At 57.1% G+C, this 19,155-nt stretch carries 12 protein-coding genes, 2 tRNA genes and 3 rRNA genes; 10 read left to right on the forward strand and 7 right to left on the reverse strand.

Annotation, left to right across the window (positions count from 1 at the left end; all coding sequences use genetic code 11):
• Positions 1-5: 5 nt before the first annotated feature.
• A complete protein-coding gene (gene msuE / locus PSH96_RS09975; protein ID WP_305458904.1) occupies positions 6-569 on the reverse strand; it encodes an FMN reductase in 564 nt (187 codons plus the stop codon).
• A gap of 399 nt (positions 570-968) precedes the next feature.
• Between msuE and PSH96_RS09980 the strand changes: the two genes are divergently transcribed.
• The 3 genes from PSH96_RS09980 (at position 969) to PSH96_RS09990 (ending at position 4,491) form a co-directional block, all read left to right on the forward strand.
• Positions 969-1,238, forward strand: a complete 270-nt coding sequence (locus tag PSH96_RS09980; protein WP_200434624.1) for a hypothetical protein — start codon at positions 969-971, stop codon at positions 1,236-1,238.
• A 234-nt stretch (positions 1,239-1,472) separates the two neighbouring features.
• Complete coding sequence (locus PSH96_RS09985) at positions 1,473-2,633, forward strand: cysteine desulfurase family protein (RefSeq protein ID WP_305458906.1); 1,161 nt, start codon at positions 1,473-1,475, stop codon at positions 2,631-2,633.
• A 49-nt stretch (positions 2,634-2,682) separates the two neighbouring features.
• A complete protein-coding gene (locus PSH96_RS09990) occupies positions 2,683-4,491 on the forward strand; it encodes an aminopeptidase P family protein (protein ID WP_305458908.1) in 1,809 nt (602 codons plus the stop codon).
• 209 nt (positions 4,492-4,700) lie between these two features.
• Here PSH96_RS09990 and PSH96_RS09995 read toward each other — a convergent pair whose 3' ends face one another.
• The 4 genes from PSH96_RS09995 to rhtA form a co-directional block, all read right to left on the reverse strand.
• Positions 4,701-5,291 carry a 2-hydroxychromene-2-carboxylate isomerase gene (locus PSH96_RS09995; RefSeq protein WP_099488874.1) on the reverse strand — a complete coding sequence of 197 codons (591 nt, stop codon included), beginning with the start codon at positions 5,289-5,291 and terminating at the stop codon, positions 4,701-4,703.
• A gap of 47 nt (positions 5,292-5,338) precedes the next feature.
• On the reverse strand, positions 5,339-6,070 hold the full coding sequence (locus tag PSH96_RS10000; protein WP_305458910.1) for an SDR family oxidoreductase: 732 nt from the start codon (positions 6,068-6,070) through the stop codon (positions 5,339-5,341).
• A 99-nt stretch (positions 6,071-6,169) separates the two neighbouring features.
• Positions 6,170-6,451, reverse strand: a complete 282-nt coding sequence (locus tag PSH96_RS10005; RefSeq protein ID WP_056859698.1) for a hypothetical protein — start codon at positions 6,449-6,451, stop codon at positions 6,170-6,172.
• Between the two features lie 164 nt (positions 6,452-6,615).
• On the reverse strand, positions 6,616-7,503 hold the full coding sequence (gene rhtA / locus PSH96_RS10010) for a threonine/homoserine exporter RhtA (RefSeq protein ID WP_305458912.1): 888 nt from the start codon (positions 7,501-7,503) through the stop codon (positions 6,616-6,618).
• Positions 7,504-8,142: 639 nt separating this feature from the next.
• On the opposite strand from rhtA, the gene PSH96_RS10015 reads away from it, so the two are divergent.
• From PSH96_RS10015 to mrdA, 6 genes are all read left to right on the forward strand, one after another.
• Positions 8,143-9,676: ribosomal RNA gene (locus tag PSH96_RS10015) — 16S ribosomal RNA — on the forward strand.
• A 122-nt stretch (positions 9,677-9,798) separates the two neighbouring features.
• Positions 9,799-9,875, forward strand: a tRNA-Ile gene (locus PSH96_RS10020).
• Positions 9,876-9,885: 10 nt separating this feature from the next.
• Positions 9,886-9,961, forward strand: a tRNA-Ala gene (locus PSH96_RS10025).
• 237 nt (positions 9,962-10,198) lie between these two features.
• A 23S ribosomal RNA gene (locus PSH96_RS10030) occupies positions 10,199-13,092 on the forward strand.
• Between the two features lie 151 nt (positions 13,093-13,243).
• Positions 13,244-13,359, forward strand: a 5S ribosomal RNA gene (rrf, locus tag PSH96_RS10035).
• Together the 16S, 23S and 5S rRNA genes with 2 tRNA genes alongside form the textbook arrangement of a ribosomal RNA operon.
• A gap of 355 nt (positions 13,360-13,714) precedes the next feature.
• Positions 13,715-15,607, forward strand: coding sequence for a penicillin-binding protein 2 (mrdA, locus tag PSH96_RS10040; protein WP_305458914.1), 1,893 nt, complete (start codon positions 13,715-13,717; stop codon positions 15,605-15,607).
• On the opposite strand, the gene PSH96_RS10045 is transcribed toward mrdA, so the two are convergent.
• Positions 15,608-16,009 (reverse strand): GFA family protein, encoded by a 402-nt coding sequence (locus PSH96_RS10045; protein WP_056858819.1) that lies wholly within the window; start codon positions 16,007-16,009, stop codon positions 15,608-15,610. It abuts the gene before it with no gap.
• Between the two features lie 100 nt (positions 16,010-16,109).
• Here PSH96_RS10045 and PSH96_RS10050 point away from each other — a divergent pair, with 100 nt between their 5' ends.
• Positions 16,110-16,577 (forward strand): SRPBCC family protein, encoded by a 468-nt coding sequence (locus tag PSH96_RS10050; RefSeq protein ID WP_305458917.1) that lies wholly within the window; start codon positions 16,110-16,112, stop codon positions 16,575-16,577.
• Between the two features lie 108 nt (positions 16,578-16,685).
• Here the strand turns inward: PSH96_RS10050 and PSH96_RS10055 are convergent, their stop codons facing one another.
• On the reverse strand, positions 16,686-18,908 hold the full coding sequence (locus PSH96_RS10055; RefSeq protein ID WP_305458919.1) for a TonB-dependent siderophore receptor: 2,223 nt from the start codon (positions 18,906-18,908) through the stop codon (positions 16,686-16,688).
• Between the last annotated feature and the right edge of the window lie 247 nt (positions 18,909-19,155).

Below are 19,155 nucleotides of genomic sequence, written 5' to 3' on the forward strand. Positions count from 1 at the left end.
AGTCCTTAAGCGATTTTCAGCAGAGAAGGGGAGTGCGCGGCAAACAACGGCGCTGCGCGTTCTGCGGCAAGGCGTATGCGGCCCTTCAAGGGCTCGCTGGTTATTTGGTAGTCGGTGAAGTCAGCTTCGGTGGCGTACACGCCGATCGGCAGGGTCAAGGCCTGGAAGAAGCTGAACAGCGGGCGCAATTGGTGATCGAGAACCAGCGCATGGCGCTCGCTGCCGCCAGTGGCCGCGAGCAATACCGGAGTGTCGATCAAGGCGTTGAGGCCAACCAGGTCAAACAGGTGCTTGAGCAGGCCAGGATAAGAGCCGCGATACACCGGCGCGGCGACGATCAGCAGGTCGGCCTGTTCGATGGCCAACAGTTGCGTTTCGACCTCGGCCGGCAGTTCATCACGTGAGAGTGCGCCGCCCAAGGGCCGGGCAATGTCACCCAACTCGATCAGGGTGGTCTGGATCGCCAGCAACGTCGCCAGTTCGGCCAGCACGGCTTGGGTCAGCACCAAGGTGCGCGACGGGCGCCAGGTTCCGCCGGAGAGGGCAACGACATTCAGAGGACGGGACATGAACAGTTCCTTTTTTAACAGGGGTGGGTAGCCGGTGAGATGGAACGTGTTGAGCAAGAGCTGTACCAATGGCTGCGAGCCTTGATTGACGAGGGCTGCAGACGTCCTGTTGAAAAAGAAGCTGTTGCCTGTTTGCGGTTTTGTTGAATGGCTGTTGCCTGAGCAACAGTTGCGTGGCGAACAGTGTTGATTGCGCGCAGAGCCATTTATAGAAGGTTATGGTTATTCCGTAAACGAACGTATTTCCATATTTATAGATCGTAAATGAATATGCACGGCCCGCTATCAAGCATGCCGGAACGGTTGATAGCGACTATCACGGCGGATGATTTTTCACTGCGCAAGGGCGGGAGTAGCCTGTGTTCATTGACTAAAAACCTCCTTCGCAGAGCCTTCACCATGAACCACTTCCTGGCTGTTTCCTTAATAGTTGTCAGCGCCGTCCTTGCCGGATGTGCGACCCATCCTTCACCTGAATCGCGTCCTTACACCGCCGAAGAAACCAAGCAGTTGGCCCTTGAGGCCTTGAGCCGTCGCGGCCTGTCGTTTGATGAATATCAACAGCAACGCGCCGCGTTGACCGGCCAGCCACACAAGCCGTTCGGCTTCGATCACCAGGGCGAAATGAACGCCGAACGCAGCGTGGTGATGCACGGTCGCCCCAGTTGAGCCGGCGCCAAACGGCAAAAAGCCCGAGGATTCCCTTAAGGAACCTCGGGCTTTTTGTTTGCCATTGGGATACTTCAGCCTGTTAAGCTGAATTTCAGGAGCGTTCCTACGCACATTTACATAAAGTGGTCCTTCTTTTATGGCATCCGACTGGTTAAACCTGACGACCTCTGTCCCGGTCGATGCCCCCCCTAGGCGCTGTCCTGGGGAATACGCTCTGCGAGTCTTAACGTCATGAATAAACGTCCGTTGTATTTCGACTACGCCGCCACCACGCCGGTGGATGAGCGGGTCATTCAAGTGATGGTCGAGTGTCTGGGCTTCAATGCCAACTTCGGCAACCCTGCGTCCAGCTCCCATGCGTTCGGCCAGGCGGCCCGGCACACGGTCGAGCAGGCGCGGCGCCAAGTGGCCGAGCTGGTCGGTGCCCAGCCTGAGCAAATTGTCTGGACCTCCGGTGCCACAGAATCCAACAACCTGGCCATCAAAGGCGTGGCCCAGGCGCGAGGTGTGGCAGGTGGACATATCATCACCAGCCAGATCGAACACAAGGCCACATTGGATACGGCGCGGCAGTTGCAGGAAGCCGGCGTGGCCGTCACTTACCTGGTGCCGGACGCTGAAGGTTTGATCAGCGCCGAGGCCGTCAGTGAGGCCTTGCGTGAAGATACCTTCCTGGTGTCGCTGATGCTGGTGAACAACGAGTTGGGCACCCTCAATGACATTCCTGCCATTGGTGCACGCGTACGTGAGCACGGCGCGCTGCTGCATGTGGATGCGGCGCAGGGCGCGGGCAAGGTCGCGATCGACCTGGCTGAATGGCCAGTGGACCTGATGTCGTTTTCGGCGCACAAGCTGTACGGCCCCAAGGGCATTGGCGCGCTGTATGTCGGCCCGCGTGCGCAGCAGAAGGTGCTGGCGCAGATTCACGGCGGCGGCCACGAAGGCGGATTGCGCTCCGGTACCCTGGCGACCCATCAGATTGCCGGGATGGGCACTGCATTCGCCCTGGCGGCGCAGTTCTTTGCTGAAGAAAAAGCCGCTATCGTCGCGTTGCGTCAGCGCCTGCTCGATCAGTTGGAAACGATTGCCGGCGTGCGCCTCAATGGCAGCGCCACCCAGCGCATTCCCCATACACTGAGCCTCACGTTCACAGAGGGCGAATTCAATTCCGCCGCACTGAGCGCAGGCATCGCGTTTTCGGCCACCTCGGCGTGCAATTCGGCGAGTAATGCGCCGTCCCACGTGCTTCTGGCTTTGGGCCATGACGCACGCAGCGCCGGTAGGACCATTCGCTTGAGCCTGGGCCGGTTTACCACCGAGCAGGATATCGACGCCGCCGTGCAGTTGATCAAAGCCGCGTTGGCCAGTGCGCCAGCGTTCTGGGCGGTCTGATTTTTCAGTCACAACACATAACAATTATGAGTGCTTAGCAGGAGACATGATGAGTACGCAGCCTTTGACCCATGGAACGGTTCCCCAGCGCCTGGCGCATACCCGCGAACTGATGCGCCGCGAGGGCATCCATGCCCTGCTGGTGCCATCGGCCGACCCCCATCTGTCCGAGTACTTGCCGGGTTATTGGCAGGGGCGGCAATGGCTGTCGGGTTTTTATGGCTCGGTAGGCACGTTGATTGTCACCGCGGATTTTGCCGGTGTGTGGGCCGACAGCCGTTACTGGGAGCAGGCGACCAAGGAACTCAAGGGCAGCGGCATCGAATTGGTGAAACTGCAGCCAGGCCAACCCGGCCCGCTGGAATGGCTGGCCGAGCAAACCCCGGAGGGCGGCGTGGTCGCAGTGGATGGTGCAGTGATGGCCGTGGCCTCGGCACGTACCCTGGGTGGCAAGCTCGCCGAACGCGGCGCACGCCTGCGTACCGATATCGACCTGTTGAATGAAGTCTGGCAAGACCGCCCGGCCTTGCCGAACCAGCCGATCTACCCACACCTGCCGCCGCAGGCGACTGTCAGCCGTGGCGACAAACTCGCGGCCCTGCGTGCCAGCTTGAAAGAGAAGGGCGCCGATTGGCACTTCATCGCGACCCTGGATGACATCGCCTGGCTGTTCAACCTGCGCGGCGGTGATGTGTCGTTCAACCCGGTGTTTGTGTCCTTTGCCTTGATCAATCAACAGCAGGCCACGTTGTTTGTGGCGCTGAGCAAGGTCGATGCCGAGCTGCGCGCGGTACTGGAGCGGGACGGCGTGACCCTGCGCGACTACAGCGAAGTGGCAGATGCGCTGCGTGCAGTACCGGCGGGTGTGAGCCTGCAAGTTGATCCGGCACGCGTGACCACCGGTTTGCTGGAAAACCTCGATGCCGGTGTCAAGCTGGTCGAGGGCTTGAACCCGACCACGCTGGCCAAGTCGCGCAAAAGCCTGGCGGACGCCGAACATATCCGCCAAGCCATGGAGCAGGACGGCGCAGCGCTGTGCGAATTCTTCGCCTGGCTGGACAGTGCGTTGGGCCGTGAGCGCATCACCGAGCTGACCATCGACGAGCACTTGACCGCCGCGCGTACCCGTCGCCCCGAGTATGTGTCGCTGAGCTTCAACACCATCGCGGCGTTCAACGCCAACGGTGCGATGCCCCATTACCACGCCACCGAAGAAGAGCATGCGTTGATCGAAGGCGATGGCCTGTTGCTGATCGACTCCGGCGGCCAGTACCTGGGCGGCACCACGGACATTACGCGGATGGTGCCGATCGGCACGCCGAGTGATGAGCAGAAGCGCGACTGCACGCGCGTGCTCAAGGGCGTGATTGCCTTGTCGCGTGCGCACTTCCCCAAGGGCATTCTCTCGCCATTGCTGGATGCCATCGCCCGTGCGCCGATCTGGGCCGAAGGCGTGGACTACGGCCACGGTACAGGCCATGGCGTAGGCTATTTCCTGAATGTGCATGAAGGCCCGCAGGTGATCGCCTACCAGGCCGTCGCGGCACCGCAGACTGCAATGCAGCCGGGGATGATTACTTCGATTGAGCCGGGCACTTATCGTCCGGGTCGCTGGGGCGTACGCATCGAGAACCTGGTGTTGAACCGCGAAGCGGGCAAGACCGAGTTTGGTGAGTTCCTCAAGTTTGAAACCTTGACCCTTTGCCCGATCGACACCCGTTGCCTGGAGCCGTCGTTGCTGACGCCGGATGAGCGCGAGTGGTTTAACGCTTACCACGCCGAGGTGCGTGAACGCCTGAGCCCGCTGCTTAGCGGAGCAGCCTTGGAATGGCTGCAGGTGCGTACCGCCGCTATCTGATCGGTCGCAGCTCAGGGGCCTTGGCCAGGGCGTCGGCGAGTTAGTTGTCGAACGCCTTGACCCTGGCTGACTGCGTCGATTGGGTGCCGACACCGCGTCATTCGCCGATACGCAACGTGACATGGACCCACACCGTTTCGACCGGCAACGGTAAGCGCCGCTTACGATTTGCTCGCAAGCGGCGCTCAAGGGCGCTTGGCGATCAAGTTTTAGCGGAGCGCTTCGCGCACAAACTCCAGACGGTCCTGACCGAAGAACAGGTCATTGCCTACAAACATACTGGGTGCACCAAATACCCCGCGCTGAACGGCCTGTTCGGTTTTGTCCTTGAGGGCGGCCTTGACCTTTTCATCGTTGGCCAGGTTCAGGACTTCCTCTGGGTCGAAACCCGCCTCACTCAACACAGCGGCCACGACGGCGGGGTCGCCCAGATGGCGACCTTCGACCCAAAGGGCGCGAAACAGGCAATCGACGAAGGCCTGGAAGCGCTCGGGCTGGCGCATCTGGATACCCATGACGGCACGCATCAGCACCAGGGTATTGATCGGGAAGTGCGGGTTGAACTTGAGCGCCACGTTGTAGCGCTTGGCGTATCGCGCCAGGTCATTAAACATGTAACGCCCTTTGGCGGGCACAGTGATGGGAGAGGCGTTGCCGGTAGCTTTGAACACGCCACCCAGCAGCATGGGCTGATACACCAGTTGCGCACCGGTCTCGGCACATAGCGCAGGCAATTGCGTATAGGCCAGGTAAGTGGCGGGGCTGCCGAGGTCGAAAAAAAATTCCAGGGTTTTACTCATGGTCGATTCTCACTGCTTATTGTTGTTCTTGATCAGGGGCGGCGTGTTTACCAGGGTTCATTCCAGGGGCGCAGGTCCAGTTCGAAGGTCCAGGCGTCGCGTGGTTGGCTATGCAGGTACCAATAGTTGTCGGCGATGTGTTCTGGGTTGAGGATGCCGTCCTGGTCTTTTTGCGCATATTTGTGCGGGAAATTGTCGCGAATAAAGTCGGTGTCGATGGCGCCATCGACCACCACGTGGGCCACATGGATGTTCCTCGGGCCCAATTCCCGCGCCATGCTTTGCGCGAGCGCGCGGATGCCGTGTTTGGCGCCGGCGAACGCGGCAAACCCTGCACCGCCACGCAGCCCGGCAGTGGCACCGGTGAACAAGATAGTGCCGCGTTCGCGCGTGACCATGCGCTTGGCGACTTCGCGGGCGTTCAGGAACCCGGAGAAGCAGGCCATCTCCCAGATTTTGAAATATTTGCGCGCGGTTTCTTCGAGGATGCTGCACGGCACGTTGGCGCCGATATTGAAGACGAAGGCTTCGATGGGCCCCAGTTGGGTTTCGATCTGTTCAACCAGCGCGATCACGTCGTCTTCTTTACGCGCATCACAGGCAAAGCCGTGGGCTTCGCCGCCCGCTGCCTGGATGCCATCGACCAGGGGCTGCAGCTTATCGGCACTGCGACGGGTGACGCAGGCTACATAGCCTTCGCGGGCAAAGCGCCGTGCAATGGCGCCACCGGTTGCATCACCGGCACCAACCACCAATACGATTTTCTTGTTGGGTGTCATGGGAACTCCGTTGCTCGAATGTCGAGCAGGAGTGTAGCCGCAGCAGGGCGTAGGGCATGTAAAGAGGAAGGAGCAGCCGGAAGAGGACTGCTCGGGCGGTCATTTACAGATGACGATCATGCTACGGCTGGTGTAGCCGGCAGGGTTGATACCGAAAGGATAGTCCCCTGGCTCTTCGGAATTGTCACCGGATTTGGCGACAACCCGGTAGCCCTTGGCGCCGCAGGAGTTGGCTGCGCTGGTGTAGCACTGGTCCCAGGAGGAGGACAGGCCGGAACAATTGATGTGCATGCCTTTTTTGCCCCGTTTCACTTCTGTCTTGGTGGTCGCAGCACAGCCAGCAATACCCACGACCAGTAACAGTATCAAAATTCGTTTCATTACTATCCTTATAGCCGCGTCGCAAAAAGGCTCGATGCAGGCTTCACTCGCTCTCGATTGTAGCGTTCAGCAGTCCCTGTCGAAATTCTCCATGAAAGACATTCGTTTACGGCTTAAACATGGCCTAAATGAGCGGCAAATACCAGAGCTACCTGCGATGAGAATCAATCGGCGGGCACCAATGGTTTGGATTCATTGCGCATCGTCAGTGTGGCACCGACGGAGGCGAAGATAATGCACGTGATTGCCAGCCATTGCGCAAGGGACAAGTGCTCCTGCAGGAAGAACAGGCCAGAGAGCGCACCGAATGCGGGCTCAATGCTCATCAAGGTGCCGAAGGTGCGAGCGGGCAGGCGAGTGAGCGCGACCATTTCCAGGGTATAGGGCAAAGCGGTGGAGAGGATCGCGACACCGATGGCAACGGGAATCAGCGAGGGCGTCAGCAGGGCGGCGCCGGCATGGACGATGCCGATCGGCGCGACAAACAAAGCGGCGATCATCACGCCCAGGGCGGCAGTTTGCACGCCGTTGTCGTTGCCGGCTTTTTGGCCGAACAGAATGTAGAGCGCCCAGCAAACGCCGGCACCCAGTGCATAGGCGGCGCCAACCAAGTCGATGCCGCTGCTGGTTTCGCCGGTGGGGATCAATAACAGCAGGCCCGCGATTGCGAGGCCGATCCATACAAAGTCCACCGCCCGGCGCGAGGCATAGATAGCCACGGCAAGCGGGCCGGTGAATTCCAGCGCTACTGCGATGCCCAGGGGCACTGTGCGCAAGGACATATAGAAGAGAAAGTTCATGCCACCCAACGCCATGCCGTAGACGACGACAGTGCGCAAGGATTTGGCCGTGAGTTTGGCGCGCCATGGGCGTAATAGCAGCAGCATGATCACACTGGCGAAAATCAGCCGCAGAGTCGTAGTGCCCTGTGCGCCGACGATGGGGAACATGCTCTTGGCCAGCGAGGCACCGGACTGGATGGAGGCCATGGCGATCAACAGCAGGCCGACCGGGAACAATGCCGAGGCCAGGCTGCGAGGTGGTGTAGTCATTGGGGCGGGTGTCCGAAGTCATGGTAAAGAAGCAGAGCGCCTATGATGCTTAACTGTCTGACTTTGAGCAATATATTGCTCAGTTCGGGTCGCTGTGCCCTTTATATAGAAGGGGATAGGGCATTTGGGGTTGTTTGATAGAAAATCTAAATTAAGTGTTGACGGCGTTTTACATCTGTCTATAATTCGCCCCAATTCCGGCGCAGTCGAAACGGAAAACTCCTTGATAAACAAAGAGTTATGAGGTTTTCGGCAGCAGGTTGCTTCAGTTCATCGAAGCCAAAAGGAAGTTGAAAAAGAGGTGTTGACAGCAGCGTGTAACGCTGTAGAATTCGCCTCCCGCTAACGAGAGATCGTAAGCGCAAGTGGTTGAAGTTGTTGAAGAATTCTTCGAAAACTTCTGAAAATAACCACTTGACAGCAAATGAGGCTGCTGTAGAATGCGCGCCTCGGTTGAGACGAAAGATCTTAACCAGCCGCTCTTTAACAACTGAATCAAGCAATTCGTGTGGGTGCTTGTGGAGTCAGACTGATAGTCAACAAGATTATCAGCATCACAAGTTACTCCGCGAGAAATCAAAGATGTAACCAACGATTGCTGAGCCAAGTTTAGGGTTTCTTAAAAACCCAAAGATGTTTGAACTGAAGAGTTTGATCATGGCTCAGATTGAACGCTGGCGGCAGGCCTAACACATGCAAGTCGAGCGGTAGAGAGGAGCTTGCTCCTCTTGAGAGCGGCGGACGGGTGAGTAAAGCCTAGGAATCTGCCTGGTAGTGGGGGATAACGTTCGGAAACGGACGCTAATACCGCATACGTCCTACGGGAGAAAGCAGGGGACCTTCGGGCCTTGCGCTATCAGATGAGCCTAGGTCGGATTAGCTAGTTGGTGAGGTAATGGCTCACCAAGGCGACGATCCGTAACTGGTCTGAGAGGATGATCAGTCACACTGGAACTGAGACACGGTCCAGACTCCTACGGGAGGCAGCAGTGGGGAATATTGGACAATGGGCGAAAGCCTGATCCAGCCATGCCGCGTGTGTGAAGAAGGTCTTCGGATTGTAAAGCACTTTAAGTTGGGAGGAAGGGCATTAACCTAATACGTTAGTGTTTTGACGTTACCGACAGAATAAGCACCGGCTAACTCTGTGCCAGCAGCCGCGGTAATACAGAGGGTGCAAGCGTTAATCGGAATTACTGGGCGTAAAGCGCGCGTAGGTGGTTTGTTAAGTTGGATGTGAAATCCCCGGGCTCAACCTGGGAACTGCATTCAAAACTGACTGACTAGAGTATGGTAGAGGGTGGTGGAATTTCCTGTGTAGCGGTGAAATGCGTAGATATAGGAAGGAACACCAGTGGCGAAGGCGACCACCTGGACTAATACTGACACTGAGGTGCGAAAGCGTGGGGAGCAAACAGGATTAGATACCCTGGTAGTCCACGCCGTAAACGATGTCAACTAGCCGTTGGAAGCCTTGAGCTTTTAGTGGCGCAGCTAACGCATTAAGTTGACCGCCTGGGGAGTACGGCCGCAAGGTTAAAACTCAAATGAATTGACGGGGGCCCGCACAAGCGGTGGAGCATGTGGTTTAATTCGAAGCAACGCGAAGAACCTTACCAGGCCTTGACATCCAATGAACTTTCTAGAGATAGATTGGTGCCTTCGGGATTGAGACAGGTGCTGCATGGCTGTCGTCAGCTCGTGTCGTGAGATGTTGGGTTAAGTCCCGTAACGAGCGCAACCCTTGTCCTTAGTTACCAGCACGTAATGGTGGGCACTCTAAGGAGACTGCCGGTGACAAACCGGAGGAAGGTGGGGATGACGTCAAGTCATCATGGCCCTTACGGCCTGGGCTACACACGTGCTACAATGGTCGGTACAGAGGGTTGCCAAGCCGCGAGGTGGAGCTAATCCCACAAAACCGATCGTAGTCCGGATCGCAGTCTGCAACTCGACTGCGTGAAGTCGGAATCGCTAGTAATCGCGAATCAGAATGTCGCGGTGAATACGTTCCCGGGCCTTGTACACACCGCCCGTCACACCATGGGAGTGGGTTGCACCAGAAGTAGCTAGTCTAACCTTCGGGAGGACGGTTACCACGGTGTGATTCATGACTGGGGTGAAGTCGTAACAAGGTAGCCGTAGGGGAACCTGCGGCTGGATCACCTCCTTAATCGACGACATCAGCTGCTCCATAAGTTCCCACACGAATTGCTTGATTCATTGAAGAAGACGATAGAAGCAGCTTTAAGCTCCAAGCTGATAGCTCTTAGCTAATCAGTGACGCTCGAAATTGGGTCTGTAGCTCAGTTGGTTAGAGCGCACCCCTGATAAGGGTGAGGTCGGCAGTTCGAATCTGCCCAGACCCACCAATTTTGTTATGGGGCCATAGCTCAGCTGGGAGAGCGCCTGCCTTGCACGCAGGAGGTCAACGGTTCGATCCCGTTTGGCTCCACCATTAACTGCTTCTGCTGTTAGAGTTTAGAAATGAATATTCTGAAGTGAATATTGATTTCTAGTCTTTGATTAGATCGTTCTTTAAAAATTTGGGTATGTGATAGAAAGATAGACTGAACGTTACTTTCACTGGTGACGGATCAGGCTAAGGTAAAATTTGTGAGTTCTCTTAATTGAGAAATTCGAATTTTCGGCGAATGTTGTCTTCACAGTATAACCAGATTGCTTGGGGTTATATGGTCAAGTGAAGAAGCGCATACGGTGGATGCCTTGGCAGTCAGAGGCGATGAAAGACGTGGTAGCCTGCGAAAAGCTTCGGGGAGTCGGCAAACAGACTTTGATCCGGAGATGTCTGAATGGGGGAACCCAGCCATCATAAGATGGTTATCTTACGCTGAATACATAGGCGTAAGAGGCGAACCAGGGGAACTGAAACATCTAAGTACCCTGAGGAAAAGAAATCAACCGAGATTCCCTTAGTAGTGGCGAGCGAACGGGGACTAGCCCTTAAGTGGCTTTGAGATTAGCGGAACGCTCTGGAAAGTGCGGCCATAGTGGGTGATAGCCCTGTACGCGAAAATCTCTTAGTCATGAAATCGAGTAGGACGGAGCACGAGAAACTTTGTCTGAATATGGGGGGACCATCCTCCAAGGCTAAATACTACTGACTGACCGATAGTGAACTAGTACCGTGAGGGAAAGGCGAAAAGAACCCCGGAGAGGGGAGTGAAATAGATCCTGAAACCGTATGCGTACAAGCAGTGGGAGCCCACTTTGTTGGGTGACTGCGTACCTTTTGTATAATGGGTCAGCGACTTATTTTCAGTGGCGAGCTTAACCGAATAGGGGAGGCGTAGCGAAAGCGAGTCTTAATAGGGCGTCTAGTCGCTGGGAATAGACCCGAAACCGGGCGATCTATCCATGGGCAGGTTGAAGGTTGGGTAACACTAACTGGAGGACCGAACCGACTACCGTTGAAAAGTTAGCGGATGACCTGTGGATCGGAGTGAAAGGCTAATCAAGCTCGGAGATAGCTGGTTCTCCTCGAAAGCTATTTAGGTAGCGCCTCATGTATCACTGTAGGGGGTAGAGCACTGTTTCGGCTAGGGGGTCATCCCGACTTACCAAACCGATGCAAACTCCGAATACCTACAAGTGCCGAGCATGGGAGACACACGGCGGGTGCTAACGTCCGTCGTGAAAAGGGAAACAACCCAGACCGTCAGCTAAGGTCCCAAAGTTATGGTTAAGTGGGAAACGATGTGGGAAGGCTTAGACAGCTAGGAGGTTGGCTTAGAAGCAGCCACCCTTTAAAGAAAGCGTAATAGCTCACTAGTCGAGTCGGCCTGCGCGGAAGATGTAACGGGGCTCAAACCATACACCGAAGCTACGGGTATCACGTAAGTGATGCGGTAGAGGAGCGTTCTGTAAGCCTGTGAAGGTGAGTTGAGAAGCTTGCTGGAGGTATCAGAAGTGCGAATGCTGACATGAGTAACGACAATGGGTGTGAAAAACACCCACGCCGAAAGACCAAGGTTTCCTGCGCAACGTTAATCGACGCAGGGTTAGTCGGTCCCTAAGGCGAGGCTGAAAAGCGTAGTCGATGGAAACAGGTTAAGTAATATTCCTGTACTTCTGGTTATTGCGATGGAGGGACGGAGAAGGCTAGGCCAGCTTGGCGTTGGTTGTCCAAGTTTAAGGTGGTAGGCTGGAATCTTAGGTAAATCCGGGATTCTAAGGCCGAGAGCTGATGACGAGTTAACTTTTAGTTAACGAAGTGGTTGATGCCATGCTTCCAAGAAAAGCTTCTAAGCTTCAGGTAACCAGGAACCGTACCCCAAACCGACACAGGTGGTTGGGTAGAGAATACCAAGGCGCTTGAGAGAACTCGGGTGAAGGAACTAGGCAAAATGGCACCGTAACTTCGGGAGAAGGTGCGCCGGTGAGGGTGAAGGACTTGCTCCGTAAGCTCATGCCGGTCGAAGATACCAGGCCGCTGCGACTGTTTATTAAAAACACAGCACTCTGCAAACACGAAAGTGGACGTATAGGGTGTGACGCCTGCCCGGTGCCGGAAGGTTAATTGATGGGGTTAGCTAACGCGAAGCTCTTGATCGAAGCCCCGGTAAACGGCGGCCGTAACTATAACGGTCCTAAGGTAGCGAAATTCCTTGTCGGGTAAGTTCCGACCTGCACGAATGGCGTAACGATGGCGGCGCTGTCTCCACCCGAGACTCAGTGAAATTGAAATCGCTGTGAAGATGCAGTGTATCCGCGGCTAGACGGAAAGACCCCGTGAACCTTTACTATAGCTTTGCACTGGACTTTGAATTTGCTTGTGTAGGATAGGTGGGAGGCTTTGAAGCGTGGACGCCAGTCTGCGTGGAGCCAACCTTGAAATACCACCCTGGCAACTTTGAGGTTCTAACTCAGGTCCGTTATCCGGATCGAGGACAGTGTATGGTGGGTAGTTTGACTGGGGCGGTCTCCTCCTAAAGAGTAACGGAGGAGTACGAAGGTGCGCTCAGACCGGTCGGAAATCGGTCGTAGAGTATAAAGGCAAAAGCGCGCTTGACTGCGAGACAGACACGTCGAGCAGGTACGAAAGTAGGTCTTAGTGATCCGGTGGTTCTGTATGGAAGGGCCATCGCTCAACGGATAAAAGGTACTCCGGGGATAACAGGCTGATACCGCCCAAGAGTTCATATCGACGGCGGTGTTTGGCACCTCGATGTCGGCTCATCACATCCTGGGGCTGAAGCCGGTCCCAAGGGTATGGCTGTTCGCCATTTAAAGTGGTACGCGAGCTGGGTTTAGAACGTCGTGAGACAGTTCGGTCCCTATCTGCCGTGGACGTTGAGATTTGAGAGGGGCTGCTCCTAGTACGAGAGGACCGGAGTGGACGAACCTCTGGTGTTCCGGTTGTCACGCCAGTGGCATTGCCGGGTAGCTATGTTCGGAATAGATAACCGCTGAAAGCATCTAAGCGGGAAACTAGCCTCAAGATGAGATCTCACTGGGACCTTGAGTCCCCTGAAGGGCCGTCGAAGACTACGACGTTGATAGGTTGGGTGTGTAAGCGCTGTGAGGCGTTGAGCTAACCAATACTAATTGCCCGTGAGGCTTGACCATATAACACCCAAGCAATTTGAGTCGAAAGGCCAGATTGCGGTGTGTGAAGACGAGATGAACCGAAAGTTCGACATTCACAAAACACCGAAAGCTGTCACATACCCAATTTGCTGAAGCGAAGCCATCTGGCTACGACTCAGTACCCGAATTTCTTGACGACCATAGAGCATTGGAACCACCTGATCCCATCCCGAACTCAGTAGTGAAACGATGCATCGCCGATGGTAGTGTGGGGTTTCCCCATGTGAGAGTAGGTCATCGTCAAGATTAAATTCCGAAACCCCTGATTGCTAACGCAATCAGGGGTTTTGTTTTGGGCGCCCGAAAAGCGCCAAGCGGCTTCAAAGCCTCCGCGCCTTGATCAGCTCAATCGGCACCCTCCAGGTCGCCATCCTCACACGCACCCTGCACAACACTGGAAGGGCATCGCAGTGATCGCACTTCCGGGATTGAGGCCTTTTTCGAGCACAAAGTCGGTGCTTGTCTGACAAAACAACATGCCGTTGGGGAAATCAATGCAAAGTGTTTCTGCATTTTTGGTAAGGTGCAGCACATTTTCACAAGGATGGATATTTCACCCGCAGGATGCGGCGTCGACCTTCTTCAACGAGATGCTGTAGAAATGCCTGAACCGATACCGATCAAGGATCACGAAAAAGAAAACCGCCTGGTCAACAAGCGCTTGCTCGCCTGCGCGCTGTTGGTGATTGGTATTACTTGCGCCCTGGTCGGGCGCATGTATTTCCTGCAGGTGGTGCAGTACGACTATCACTCGACGATTTCCGAGAACAACCGGGTTCATGTACTGCCGATAACGCCGACGCGCGGGCTGATTTATGATCGCAATGGCGTGGTGCTGGCCGACAACCGTCCCAGCTACAACCTGACCATCACTCGTGAGCGCACCACTGACCTCAAGGGCGAGCTGGACGCTATCGTCAGCCTGTTGCATTTACCCGCCGAAGACCGCGCGGTATTCGACAAGGCGTTGAAACAAGCCCGTCATCCGTTTGTGCCGGTGACGCTGTTCTACGAATTGACCGAAGAGCAGATTGCCGTGCTGGCCGTTAACGAGTTCCGCTTGCCGGGCGTCGACGTCGAACCGCAGTTCGTGCGGCATTACCCGTTGGGCGCGCATTTTGCCCACTCGATTGGCTACGTTGGTCGAATCAACGAAAAAGAATCCAAGGCCCTCGACTCGGTGGAGTACCGCGGTACCCAGTCCATCGGCAAGACCGGTATCGAGCGTTTCTACGAGTCCGAGCTGCATGGCCATGTCGGCTATGAAGAGGTCGAGACCAACGCTCAGGGCCGCGTGTTGCGCGTGCTCAAGCATACCGATCCGATCCCCGGCAAAAACATTGTGCTGAGCCTCGACGTCAAGCTCCAGGAAGCCGCGGAAGAGGCCTTGGGCGATCGCCGTGGTTCGGTGGTGGCCCTCGACCCGCAAACCGGCGAAGTGCTGGCCATGGTGAGTAAGCCGAGTTTCGACCCGAATCTGTTCGTCACCGGCATCAGCTTCAAGGAATATGCCGCGCTGCACGACTCCATCGACCGGCCACTTTTCAACCGTGTGCTACGCGGGCTTTATGCGCCCGGCTCGACCATCAAGCCGGAAGTGGCCATCGCCGGCCTCGACAGTGGCGTGGTGACCGCGCAAACCCGAGTGTTTGACCCCGGTTACTACCAACTGCCCGACTTTGACCACAAATACCGCAACTGGAACCACAGCGGTGACGGCTGGGTGGACATGGACGCAGCCATCATGCGCTCCAACGACACCTACTTTTACGACCTGGCCCACAAGCTGGGTATCGATCGCTTGCACGACTACCTGGCCGAGTTCGGCCTCGGTCAGAAAGTCTCCCTCGACATGTTCGAAGAATCAGCCGGCCTGATGCCTTCCCAGGCCTGGAAGCGTGCGACGCGGCGCCAGCCCTGGTTCCCGGGCGAAACTGTGATTCTCGGCATTGGCCAGGGCTATATGCAGGTCACGCCATTGCAATTGGCCCAAGCCACTGCATTGATCGCCAACAAAGGTGTGTGGAACCGGCCGCACCTGGCCAAGACCATCAACGGCGTGCCGCCGGTGGACGAAAACCCGATGCCTAACGTGGTGCTCAAGGATCCGCGTGATTGGGAGCAGGTCAACCACGGCATGCAACTGGTGATGCACGACCCGCGTGGTATCGCCCGTGCGGCAGCCGCCGGTGCTCAATATAGGATCGCCGGCAAGAGTGGTACTGCGCAGGTGGTGGCGATCAAGCAGGGTGAGCGCTATAACCGCAATACGACCCTGGAACGCCATCGCGACAACGCCTTGTTCGTCGGCTTTGCGCCGGCCGAACATCCGAAAATTGTGATCTCGGTGATGATCGAAAACGGCGAGGCCGGTGGCCGCGTGGCAGGCCCGGTAGTGCGGCAGATCATGGACGCCTGGTTGCTGGATCAGGAAGGCCATCTCAAGCCGCAATATGCGACCCCCGCCAAGGCGCCCGGTGACCCGCACGTCTAGTCAAGTCTTCCACTCATCCCAGTGCTCTACGCCTGCGTAAGCAAGCCAGGGCACATCATGGGCCGTCCAGATGTGCGAGGTGGGCCGCACGCCAGGGTCATCATCCAGCGTCGCCACTCGCACAATCACATGGGGCTGATGCCCACGCTCAGCCATCAGGTGTGAGCCGCAGCGCGAGCAGAAATGCCTGAGCTTGCCCGGTGAAGATTCAAACGACGACAGCAGCGCCTCACCCTGCATCCAGCGAAAGTGCTCGCGCATCACCCCGGCCGTGGCCACGAATGCGGCTGCATGCACCTTTCGGCAACTGTCGCAATGGCAGTGGCTGATGGGCATGTCCAAGCTGTCGATTTGATAGCGCACGGCTTTGCAGAAGCAACTTCCATTCAGCGGGTCAGTCATACACGTATTGCCTGATTAAGGACGGGGACAATCATCATTGCTTACAACCTGAGGTTGCGCATTGTTTGTTGTCGCCTACTTTCAATGGAGGAGGTGACTTATGCACGTGTTAGATCGCATCGAACGAAAAGTCCTGCTCAACGTACCACGCAAACAAATCTGGGAAGCGCTCACCAATGCCGAGCAATTTGGCGAATGGTTCGGGATCGCCCTCAAGGGTAAAATCTTTACCGCTGGACAAACCATCGAGGCGCCGATCACCTACCCAGGCTACGAACATGTGGTGTGGAAGGCGGAAATCGTGCGCATCCTGCCCCAAACCCTGTTCTCATTCAAATGGCACCCTTACGCTGTAGAAAAGGGCGTCGACTACGACCACGAAACACCGACCCTGGTAGAGTTCACCCTCGAAGACCGCGCGCCCGGCATCGTGCTGCGGGTAGTCGAATCCGGTTTTGACGCAGTGCCCGGAGCCCGTCGCCAAAAAGCCTTCAGGATGAATTCCCGAGGCTGGGACGAGCAAATGGGCAACATCGAAAATTACCTGAACCAGGCACGCAGCGCCTGACCCAAAACGGGCATCGTGAAGATGCCCGTTCTCATTGCTGTCAGACGTCTTGAGTCCACTGCTGAGTCAGCGATGGGCAAATCTGCTGACTCCCAGGTTATTGCGTATTTAGAAATCCACCGTCGCCGAGAACTTGGCCACACGTGGATCACCTTGGGTCAGGTAACCGCCCAGCGCCGATTCCCAGTATTTGGTATTCGCCACGTTCTCCACCGTCGCGCCCAGGCTCACATCACGCTGGGCCACCTTGAAGTTGTAGCGGGCGCCCACATCGAAGCGATTCCAGGCCGGCAGGCTGAGGTTGTTCGCCGCATCGGCGTACTGGCCGCCGGTACGTAGCATACGACCATTGACGCTCACGCCTTGCAGGCCCGGCACATCCCAATCCACGCCGGCATTAAGTTGGAAGGACGGCACGCCAATGGCGCGGTTGCCGTCGTTGGCGCCGTTTGCCGTGCCGTTGACTTCGGTGTGGATGATCGTCGCGCCGCCCAGCAGGCGCAAGCCGCTGACGGGTTCGCCGAAGACGTTCAGCTCCACACCTTTGTTGACTTGCTCGCCCTGGAAGACAAAAGTCGCGGTGCCGTCCCCATTCAGCTGGGAAAAACCCTGGGTTGGCTGTTCGATTCGGTATACACCCAGCGTAGCGCCGTAGGTGCCCATGTCGACCTTGACGCCGGCCTCGGTCTGTTTCGAGCGCGCGGGTGCAAACGTCTGGTTGGCGTTGGTCACGATGGCGCTGCTGAAGGTAGACGGTGCAGTCGGCCCTGACGCCAGGCCTTCGATATGGTTGGCGTAGAGCGACACATGCTCCCACGGCTTGAACACCAGGCCATACACCGGCGTGGTGATGCCCTTGGCGTAGTTGGCCGTGCGTGTGCCGGTGCCGTAGGCGTAGCCCTGAACCACCAGCTCCTGGCGACGCAGGCCGGCGGTGAACAGCAAGCGGTCATCCATAAAGCCGAAGGTGTCCGACACCGCCGCGCTGCGGGCGAAGGTCTTGGCGGTGATGCCGGGGTCGTTCAGGTCGCTGCCGGAGGTGAAACCGCCTTTGGCCGGTGCCGTCACGTCAGCCGGGTTGTAGATGTTGGTCGGCTGGCTGCCGGACGCAAAGTCAAAGGCGTTGCGGGTCTGGGTCCAGATGCCGGTCAAGCCGAGGTTCAATTTGTGGCTGACAGCGCCGGTCTGGAATTTGCCGTTCAGGCCAGCCATCAGGCTGGTGTTGTCTTCCTGATGCGCAATGTTCGAGCCGCTGACTGTGGCATTGCCCAGTGTGTCCCTCAAGGTTACCGACGAATAGCGGCCCAGCTCGTTGGTGTGCTTGGCGCCGCCGGCGATGTAGGCGGTCCAGTTATCGTTGAGGTCATACTCGCCGCGCAACATGCCGAAGGTGTCTTCCAGGCTGGTGGTGCCCCAGTTCGGCGCGTAGTTGGTGTCGGCCGACGGCGCATTCGGGATATGGGTCAGCCCGCTGCCGAGCAACACCGTGTTGCGTCCACCATTGACCTGCTGCTTCTGATAAACAAAGTCGCCGGACACCCGCAGGGCATCGCCGCGATAGTCCAGGCCGACCGAAAACAGCTTCGAACGCTGGCTTTCGTCGTCGATGGCGGTGTCGCCTTCGCGCTGGGAAATATTCACCCGCGCGCCAAAACGGTTGTCTTCGCCGAAGCGTTGGCCGATGTCCAGGTGTTCACCCACCCGGCCATCACTGCTGATATCGGTGCTCAAACGGCGCAAAGGCACATCATCAGCACGCTTGGGTTGCAGGTTGACGCCGCCGCCGATGCCGGAGCCGCTGGGTGTGACGCCGTTGATGAACGCGTTGGGGCCTTTGAACACTTCAACCCGTTCCAGGGCATCGGTGGACATGATCTGGCGTGGCAGGATGCCGTACAAACCGTTGAACGAAATATCGTCGCCGTTGAGCGGCAGGCCACGAATCACAAAGGCTTGAGCCTGGTTCGCATAGCCCGATGCCTGGCGCACGGACGAGTCATTGAGCAACACATCGCCGACGGTTTGCGCATGCTGCTCGCGGATCAACTTCTCGGTGTAGGAGGACATGCTGAACGGCGCGTCCATGATGTCCTGGTTACCCAGCACGCCCAACTGGCCGCCGCGCGCGACCTGGCCACCGGCGTAAACCGGCGGCAATGCATTCGGTGCAGGTGCGTCGGCGCTGACAGTGGTGGCCCCCAATTCCAGTGCATTGCCGTCCGGGTGGTTGTTGGCATCTGGGGTTGCCGCATGAGCAGCAAGGCTCAGGGAGCAGCAAAGGGCAAGCAGGGTAGGGCGAAACGGCGCAGAAATTTGGTTGCAGGTGGGCATGGTCGATCCGGACGGCGAACCGTCAATGTGAGGAAAAGGGCAACAACGTTGCGCTTCCTCACTGCGCGGATACGACTCCGACGCGAATGATAGTAATTGTCATTAATGTTTCGCAACCAGTTTGTGAAATCGTTGTCCGCGCAGGCGCGAGCTGCCGACCAGCGGCGGCAGAGGTGCGTGCGGCAGACGCGTCGTCGGCCGTCTGGGCAAGGGCGATGGACCAGGCGCTGAGTACAAACGCAAAGGT

The sequence above is a fragment of the Pseudomonas sp. FP2338 genome, assembly GCF_030687515.1.
GTDB classification, from domain to species: Bacteria; Pseudomonadota; Gammaproteobacteria; order Pseudomonadales; family Pseudomonadaceae; genus Aquipseudomonas; species Aquipseudomonas salomonii.